This is a genomic window from Flavobacterium sp., assembly GCF_043779715.1.
Lineage (GTDB): Bacteria > Bacteroidota > Bacteroidia > Flavobacteriales > Flavobacteriaceae > Flavobacterium.
The window spans coordinates 1-9,127 of the sequence record NZ_JAYWDT010000081.1 but is presented as its reverse complement, the minus strand read 5'-3'; the positions used below and the strand labels follow the sequence as shown (position 1 = coordinate 9,127).

Genomic DNA, 9,127 nt, shown 5'->3' with positions numbered 1-9,127 from the left:
ATGATTTTGCGCCGACTGACTATCATACATTGAGAGGAGGTGTTTATAATCTTGGTTTTATAGCTTTTGCAAGATATGAAAAGGTTAAAGATCTTATTTATTGGTGGAATGAGCGTGTTTTAAAATATGGTTATTGTGATTTTAGCAGAAATATGTTTTATGATCAAATGTGGATCAACTATTTGCCCTCTATATTTGATAATTATTGTTTAATTAAACATTATGGTTATAATATGGCTAACTGGAATTTGCACGAAAGGACCATAACAAATTCATATAATAAAAATTATATAATAAATGATTTAATTCCACTCAGATTTTTTCATTTTAGCGGTTACAAATATAATAGCCCGAATAAAATTGCTTCCTATTTAACAAGATACAGTTTTGAAACAAGACCAGATTTGTTAGATTTATTTACAGAATACCGCAAGCTATTGATTTTTAATAAAATAGAAACAACTATTAACTTAAATGTTGCATATAAAATATCAAATGAAAAAGCCAAAATAAATAAAAATAAAAAATCGATTTTTAGAAAAATTGCTAATAGAATTAAGGTTACAGTAAAAGTTTTTTTAACTGGTAGTATGTAATTTTTATAAATTTAATTAGTACAACTTTAGTATTTAATAGCTTTGTTATGAGTGATTTTAAATAGGAAAAATATGCAACAACCTAAACTCTCTATTATCATTACATGTTACAATCTAGGCGAATATCTAAAGGATGCTATAGGTAGTATCAAAGAGTATGGTAACAGCGATGATTACGAAATTATTTTGGTCAATGATGGCTCAACAGATTTACTAACAATTGCTACAATTAATGAAATTCTTAAAAAAGATGCAACCATACATTATATTAATCAATCCAATTTAGGTCTGGCAAAAGCTAGAAATAATGGCATTAAATTGGCAAAAGGGAACTATATTATACCATTGGATGCAGACAATAAAGTAAGACAAGAATTTATAGCACAAACCATTTCGATTTTAGACGATAATCCAAACACAGCTGTTGTACATGGAGATGCCCAAAATTTTGGTAATAAAACGAATATTTGGAAATCGAAACCGTTTTATTTTCCAGAAATGTTACTCAATAATTACATCGACGCTTGTGCAGGATTTAGAAAATCAGCTTGGGAAAAATTGGGGGGCTATGATGTGAATATGCCTGTTATGGGTTTTGAAGACTGGGATTTGTGGTTGCGAATGGCAGTAAAAGGTTATCAATTTCATTATGTAGAAACTGTTTTGTTTGATTATAGAGTAAGAGAAAATTCATTGTTATCCAAAGCTTGGAAAGAAAGATCTCTATTAATTGATTATATTTTTGAAAAAAAGGAATTAAAACATTTGTTGCCTTTTAGAAATTGTCTCATAGAAAATCAAAAACTTAAAGAAGAGCCTTCTGTTAAAATGATGATTCAAGTTATTCTAAAAAAGATCAAGAGAAAATTTTCTTTCTAAATGGAAAATTCTAAAAAAATACTCTTTACAACAGAAAATACTTCTTGGGGCGGTAGCGAATTGCTCTGGACTAGAACTGTTGTAGAACTGTTGCCGTGTGGTTTTTCTATTGCGGTTTGCGTTCACGCAAAATTGATTTTACCAAAGGAAATTCTTTTACTGGGAAAAGAAAATAAATTAATTATAAATTATTTTTCTAAAGCAGCTTTACCGCTATGGAAAAGAATGGCCAATCGTTTTTTATCCGACAATAAAAGATTTAAACCCGTTAATGAAAGAGATACTTTTATTTTAAATTTTAAACCTCATTTAATAGTCATCAACCAAGGATTTAACTTTAATGGAGTACAAACAATGGGTTTTGCTGTGCAAAATAAATTTAAGTATGTGACTATTTCCCACGCTGTAAATGAAGGAATGTGGCCTAATCTTGTTTTGAGAAAAAAAATGAAATTGGGATTTGAAAATAGTCAAATGAATTACTTTGTGAGTGAGGATAACTTAACTATTACTCAAAACCAATTGGGGTTTGCTTTAAACAATGCGGAAGTTATTCGCAATCCATTTAATGTTCCTTTAAATCCCAAATTAGACTTTCCAGAACAAAATGATTTTCATTTGGCTTTTGTAGGGCGTTATGATTTTTATGCTAAAGGACAAGATGTTTTGATTCGGGTTTTAGCACTAGAAAAATGGAAAAATAGAAATTTAGTAGTTAATTTTTATGGAGAGGGAAATGACATCGAGAATATAAAAGATTTAATTCATTTATACGAAATTAAGAACGCTATTGTACATTCACACACCAACACCCTCGATATTTGGAAAAATAATAAAGGATTGATTTTAACTTCTCGTTTTGAAGGATTACCTATAGTGATTGTCGAAGCCATGCTTTGTAAACGTTTGGTAATTGTGACTGATGTGAGCGGAAACAAAGAGTTGGTTCTGGATAATGAAACAGGATTTATTGCTGCTGCACCAAGGCCAGAATATGTTGATGAAGCATTGGAAAGAGCATGGCAAGTTCGAGAAAATTGGCAACAAATAGGAGAAGAAGCGAGAATTCAAATACTAAAGCATATCCCTGAAAATCCAGCCATGATATTTGCAAATCAATTGCAGTCTGTTTTAAACAACATATAGATGTATATAAAAGTTTATTGCATTTTAGTACACAAAAATCCATTACAACTTAAGAATTTGCTTTCGATTTTAGACGATGAAAAATCATTGTTTTTTATCCACCTTGATAAGAAAGTAAATCAAATAGAATACAAAATGATTCTTCAAAATTCGAATTGTCATTTCGTAAAAAACAGAATAGCATGTTCTTGGGGGAAATACAGTTTGGTGCAGGCAGCATTAAACACAATGAAAGAGGTTCAAGATTATATGAATAATAATTATTCAAGTTCAAACTACCACTTTATAATGTTGTCAGGAGAAGATTTACCATTAAAAACGAATTGTTATATTCATGATTATTTAGAAAAAAACATTAAGACTTCATTAATAAATTATTGGAAGTTACCTTATGAAAACTGGTGGAATGGTGGTTTTTTTCGATTTGAAAGTTTTTATTTTTTTGACTATAAAAAATTCAAGAAACTGAATTATTGGGTTAACAGAATTATTAAAAAGATTCATTTAAATTTTTTATTTCCTTTAAATCGATTCCGTAAATATTTCCCAAGTTTTCAAATTTATGGAGCTAGCCAGTGGATGGTATTAAGTAAAGATTTGGTAGCATTTGTTATTGAAAAAAATAATAGTAATCCAAAATTCAATTCTATATTTAAATATGTTTTAGCGCCAGACGAATTGTATTTTGCAACTTTAATTTTAAATTATGATTTAGAACAGCAATTTGTAATAAACAATAATCCTACCCATTTAGTTTGCTTTGAAGGATTAGAAGCAAGTCCTAAATATCTTGATGTGCAAGATTTAGAATACAACAAGTCAGCTAATTTATTATTCGCAAGAAAATTTGATCCACATATAAATCAAAAAACAATTGACTTTGCATACAAAATGATTAGTAAATGAAAAAGTTAGCGGTTTTAATGCCTACTTACAATTGTGCTTCTTATTTACAGGAGAGTATTGATTCTATTCTAAATCAAACGTTTTATGATTTCGATTTTTATATTTATGACGATTGTTCTACGGATAGTTCGAGCCAAATCATTTCTAGTTATACTGATAAGAGAATTTTTTATATCAAGAACATAGAAAATGTGGGAATAGCTAAAACTCTTAATTTGGGTTTAGAAGCTTTATTGCCAAATTATCAATACATTGTTAGGATGGATGCCGATGATTGGAGTTTTCCAGAACGGTTTCAAAAACAAATTGATTTTATGGATCAAAATCTGCAAATTGTGATGTCGGGAACACAGGGATATTGGTTGAAGGAAATGTCAAAAAATCCTATATCTGGATGGAAATATCCTAGTGAATTTGAATATTTGAAATATTACTTACTTTTTGGAGCTTCATTTGGACATTCATCTGTGATTTTTAGAAATGAATTTTTTATAAAAACAAAACTAAGGTACAATCAATTAATAAAAACCTGTGAGGACTGGGATTTATGGATTAAAATTTCACAATTAGCAAAAAATGCTAATTTGACGGATTTTTTAATGAAATACAGAATATCGTCAAACAGTAATCACCGTTCATCAGAAAATAAAAAATTGCATTTTAAAGAAAGATGTATTATTATTTCAAACTATTGGAAAACGTTTGATATTAATTTAACTCCTGAACAAATATTTGAGTATTATTATGATACGAATGCTAGTAGTATGAAGCAAAATTTTGATATCAAATTAAAAATACTAATCGATTCATTTAACGAATTGTTTTTAAATCATGTTACTAATTTAGAAAGCGAAGACCAGAAAAATTTTAGTTATTTGCTAGCTCGTAAAATTCTTGATTATTGGAAAAGATCAACGGTTAGTAGATACAATCCTTTAGTTTGGTTTGTAGTTCTAAATAGAGTGAGATTTATAAATAACATAAGATTAATTAAAAGCCAACTCAATTAAAATAATGCAATCAAGTAGAATTGATGTACTGGATAGCTTTAGAGCAATAGCCATTTTGATGGTGATTTGTTTTCATTTTTTCACGCGTTGGACCTCATTGTATCCTTATGGGACTAGTTATGATTTTTTTGGATATGGTAAATACGGGGTTCACTTTTTTTTTATGATTAGTGGTTTTGTTATTTTTTTTACATTGGAAAAAACTGCTACTTTCAAACAATTCTGGAAAAATAGATTTATTCGATTGTTTCCTTCCATGTTTTTTGCGTCTGTATTGACGTATTTTTTTTTCACTGTATTTGATACCGATTTTTTATTTCCAACGAGTCATTATTTTAAAAATATTCTAGTAAGCCTTACTTTTATTCAACCGGATTTAATATCTTCTTTAACACATTATAGATTTGAATTGGATTATATAAGTGGTTGTTATTGGAGTCTATGGGTTGAGATTCAGTTTTATTTTTTGGCAGCAACGGTTTATTATATTTCTTCAAAAAGGTTTTATACTTGCTTCTTTTTGATAGCTGGAATACTTGTAATTGCAAGTTTTTTGTTGTCACACATGTATTCCAATTCTTTTTTAATTGCTAAATTAAAGGCCTTGAGGTCAATTTTTAATTTGATAAATGCTTTGCCATTTTTTTGTTTAGGATCTGTTTTTTTTATTTTTTATAAAAATAACGTGAGCCAACTGAAAAATCCTTTTTTTCTTAAAGCTAGTTTTGTGTTTTTTCTTGGTTTTTTATTCTTTAATAATTACAAGGACGTAATTCTATTAGGAGTGATTTTGTTATTTGTTTTGTTGTTTTTTTTGATGGTTTATTACCCAAAAAGCATTTCATTTTTGAACAATAAATTTTTAAATGCAATAGGAGTTTCGTCGTATTTTCTTTATTTAATACATGAAAATTTAGGGGTTTTCCTAATTCATAAAAATCTATTGGTACTCGAACGTTTTATTTTTTACAACCAATTTGCCTAATTTTATTCCTAATAGCATTGAGTATTTTGTTTACGACCTATATAGAAAGCTATGTTATTCAGTTTTTGAAAAACGCATTAAAAAACCGTCAATAGAATGCTAGCTTCAATTTTAATTGTATCCAAAAATCGAAAAAAAGATTTATTAAGAACATTAAGAATTATTGAGTCTTTAATAGATAAATCTCAAGTTGAGGTCATGGTTTTTCTAGACGGATGTACTGATGATTCTGAAAATCTTCAAAATGAATTAATTTGGGTAAAATGGTATAAGTCTAAAAAATCTATTGGAGCTTCTGCTGCGAGGCATCAGATTTATCCATTAGCAAATAGTGAGATATTAATTGGTTTAGACGATGATGCCCATCCTTTAACTATAGATTTTATTGCACAGTTAGAGATTTTATTTAAAGAAAACCCAAATGTGGGTATTTTAGCATTCGAAGAAGTAAAAGGTATTTTTGAATCAGATAGTGTAGCACTCGAACAATCTGAAAAAGAAAAAAAACAATTTCTTTGTTCAGAGTTTATTGGTTGTGGATTCGCCATCCGAAAATCGGTTTATTTAGATACAAATGGTTTTCCTGTTTGGATAGATATTTATGGTGAAGAATCATGTGTTTCAATAGAGGTTTTGGCAAAAGGATTTGATATTTTATATTCAAATCAGATAAAAGTAAATCACAGGGTAAATAAGCAAGTTCGGAACTTAAGAAAACAAAACTATTTTAGATTTGGAAAACAATTAAAAAATTCAACGTATTATTTTTTAGTATATTATCCGTTCCCTTTCTTTCCTATAGTAAAGTTATATTGGCATAATTTTAAAAAATATGCCGTAACGGACTGGGAATACAGTAAAGTATTTTTTAAAACAATTTTTATTGTAATCGTCAATGTTCCAAAAATTTTAAGATATAGGAATCCCGTTGCTAAATCTTTGATTATAAAAATGAGAAATTTATCAGCATTAAAATTTTGAAATGAAAACCATAGCCATAATTCCAGCTCGTGGCGGATCTAAAAGATTGCCTAATAAAAATAGGCTCTTGCTTGGCGATTATCCGTTATTGGTGCACAGTATTTTATATGCGCAAGCCAATAGCGACATCATTGATGCGGTTTATGTCTCAACAGATGATCCAACAATCAAAGCAATTGCATTGACTTACGGTGCACAAGTTATTGACCGACCCGCATCTATATCGGATGATTTTGAGCCTACGTTAACTTCATTGCAGCATGTATTGCAATCTATTGATCAGGATGTAGATAACGTCGTGGTATTGCAGCCCACCAATCCGTTGCGCCCGCCAAATTTATTAAAAAAATGTTTTGAGAAATTCCAAAATGGAAAAGTTGATAGTTTGTTTACCGTTACTCAAACCCATCAGAAATTAGGAAAAATCGCAAATGATAAATTTGTACCTTATAATTACGAAATAGGTCAACGCAGCCAGGATCTAAAGCCGCTTTATTTTGAGAATGGATTGCTTTATATCACAAAGGTAAAGTTCATTTTTGAAAATAAAATAATTACTGAAAATGCATTTCCATATTTGGTGAGTCATATTTTTGCCAATGTAGATATTGATACGAAAGAAGATATGGAGTATGCAGCCTATCTTTATCAAAAAAATACAAATCCCAACTCCTAATTTATTTCATGAATCCATACATAGAAATTGCTGGTAGAAGAATAGGGCAAGATTTCCCGCCATTAGTTATTGCAGAAATAGGTATCAACCACGAGGGTTCTTTGGATGTAGCCAAAAAAATGGTTGACGCAGCAAAAAGAGCAGGAGTTGAAGTTGTTAAACATCAAACCCATATCGTGGAGGATGAAATGAGTGGCGCTGCCAAAAAAGTAATTCCTGGCAATGCTAGTGTATCTATTTATGAAATTATGGAACGCTGTTCTCTTAATGAAAGTGACGAACTGGAATTAAAAAACTACGTAGAAAGTCAGGGCATGATTTTTATATCTACGCCCTTTTCTCGTGCTGCAGCCGAAAGACTGAAAAAAATGGAACTTCCAGCCTACAAAATTGGTTCTGGCGAATGCAATAATTATCCACTCTTGGAGCACATTGCTACTTTTGGAAAACCAATTATTTTAAGTACTGGAATGAATACTATTGAAAGTGTGCAAAAAGCGGTTGCTATTTTTGATAAACACAATATTCCTGTAGCCCTTTTACATACTACTAATTTATACCCAACACCCATTCATTTGGTGCGGTATGGTGCTATGACGCAATTGCACGAAGCCTTTCCTGATAAGGTTTTTGGACTTTCTGATCATACCTTAAACAACAATGCGTGTTTGGGAGCAGTCGCTTTGGGTGCGAGCATTTTAGAACGCCATTTTACAGATCACATGCAACGTACTGGACCAGATATTGTATGTAGTATGGATGAAAAAACCACTTCTGAATTGATAGTTTCTTCCAATGAGATTTGGCAAATGCGCGGCGGAATCAAAGCACCAGCTCAAGAAGAACAGATAACGATAGACTTTGCTTTTGCAACTGTTTGCACTATTACTACCATAAAGAAAGGTGAAGTATTGACCCAAGAAAATATCTGGGTAAAGCGTCCAGGAACCGGAAAAATTTTAGCGGAAGATTATAATGAAGTATTGGGAAAAATTGCAAGACGAGATATTGAGAATGACGAACAAATGACTTGGGACGATATAGTTTAGGTTTAATTAAAACAGCGTCTCGACTGCGCTCGACTTGGAAATAATATTTGAAATAAATCATATCATATAAAAGATGTCAAATCGAGTGCAGTCGAGATTGATTAAGATTCAATAAGATTAAAATTTTAAAATGAAAAAAGTACTTTTCTTAACAGGAACAAGAGCTGATTTTGGTAAAATAAAATCGCTCATTTCGATACTAGATAACGATCCAGAATTTGAAGTATTTGTTTTTGTTACAGGCATGCATTTGCAAGAAGTATATGGACTAACGCTGATTGAAATTGAACGATGTGATTTTAAGAACGTGCATACGTTTGAAAATAGTACTCACGAAACCACCATGGATTTGACTTTGGCTAAAACCATCGAAGGATTGTCTAGCTATTGCAAAAAGGTAAATCCGGATTTAATTGTAGTTCATGGAGATCGAGTAGAAACTTTGGCAGGCGCAATTGTAGGTTCACTCAACAATATTCTTGTCGCTCATATAGAAGGTGGCGAACTGTCTGGAACAGTTGATGAGTTAATCCGACATAGTGTTTCTAAACTCAGTCACATTCATTTTGTTTCAAACGATGCTGCTGCTAGGCGCTTAAAGCAAATGGGAGAAATTGAATCTTCAATACATACCATTGGCTCTCCCGATATTGATATTATATTTTCCGAAGACTTACCAAAGATTGAAGACGTAAAAAAATATTACGAAATTCCTTTTGAGAATTTTGCTATTGTAATGTTTCATCCTGTGACAACCGAAGCTACTGCGATGAAAGCCTACGTTCAAAATTTTGTAGCTGCCTTACAAACCGATATCCATAATTATATCGTGATTTATCCCAACAACGATTTAGGAAGCCAATGTATAATTGATGAATATCAGAAATTGAAAGGCAATG

10 protein-coding genes are annotated in these 9,127 nt (G+C 30.7%); all 10 read left to right on the top strand.

Annotated features, from left to right (window positions below; genetic code table 11):
* A partial coding sequence (locus tag ACH2BG_RS04220) for a hypothetical protein (protein WP_395046471.1) occupies positions 1-596 on the top strand: 596 nt, incomplete at its 5' end.
* Between the two features lie 72 nt (positions 597-668).
* Positions 669-1,475 carry a glycosyltransferase family 2 protein gene (locus tag ACH2BG_RS04215; RefSeq protein ID WP_395046470.1) on the top strand — a complete coding sequence of 269 codons (807 nt, stop codon included), beginning with the start codon at positions 669-671 and terminating at the stop codon, positions 1,473-1,475.
* Entirely contained in the window at positions 1,476-2,621 is a 1,146-nt protein-coding gene (locus ACH2BG_RS04210; protein ID WP_395046469.1) for a glycosyltransferase family 4 protein, read from the top strand.
* A complete protein-coding gene (locus ACH2BG_RS04205; RefSeq protein WP_395046468.1) occupies positions 2,622-3,527 on the top strand; it encodes a beta-1,6-N-acetylglucosaminyltransferase in 906 nt (301 codons plus the stop codon).
* Positions 3,524-4,537, top strand: coding sequence for a glycosyltransferase family 2 protein (locus ACH2BG_RS04200; protein WP_395046467.1), 1,014 nt, complete (start codon positions 3,524-3,526; stop codon positions 4,535-4,537). The genes ACH2BG_RS04205 and ACH2BG_RS04200 overlap by 4 nt, the downstream gene beginning before the upstream one ends.
* Positions 4,538-4,541: 4 nt before the next feature.
* Complete coding sequence (locus ACH2BG_RS04195) at positions 4,542-5,522, top strand: acyltransferase family protein (protein WP_395046466.1); 981 nt, start codon at positions 4,542-4,544, stop codon at positions 5,520-5,522.
* Positions 5,523-5,618: 96 nt separating this feature from the next.
* Positions 5,619-6,503, top strand: a complete 885-nt coding sequence (locus ACH2BG_RS04190; RefSeq protein WP_395046465.1) for a glycosyltransferase family 2 protein — start codon at positions 5,619-5,621, stop codon at positions 6,501-6,503.
* A 1-nt stretch (position 6,504) separates the two neighbouring features.
* On the top strand, positions 6,505-7,179 hold the full coding sequence (locus tag ACH2BG_RS04185; RefSeq protein ID WP_395046464.1) for a cytidylyltransferase domain-containing protein: 675 nt from the start codon (positions 6,505-6,507) through the stop codon (positions 7,177-7,179).
* Between the two features lie 8 nt (positions 7,180-7,187).
* On the top strand, positions 7,188-8,228 hold the full coding sequence (gene neuB / locus ACH2BG_RS04180; RefSeq protein WP_395046463.1) for an N-acetylneuraminate synthase: 1,041 nt from the start codon (positions 7,188-7,190) through the stop codon (positions 8,226-8,228).
* A gap of 130 nt (positions 8,229-8,358) precedes the next feature.
* Positions 8,359-9,127, top strand: a 769-nt coding sequence (gene neuC, locus ACH2BG_RS04175; RefSeq protein ID WP_395046462.1) for a UDP-N-acetylglucosamine 2-epimerase, incomplete at its 3' end; no start/stop codon positions are given.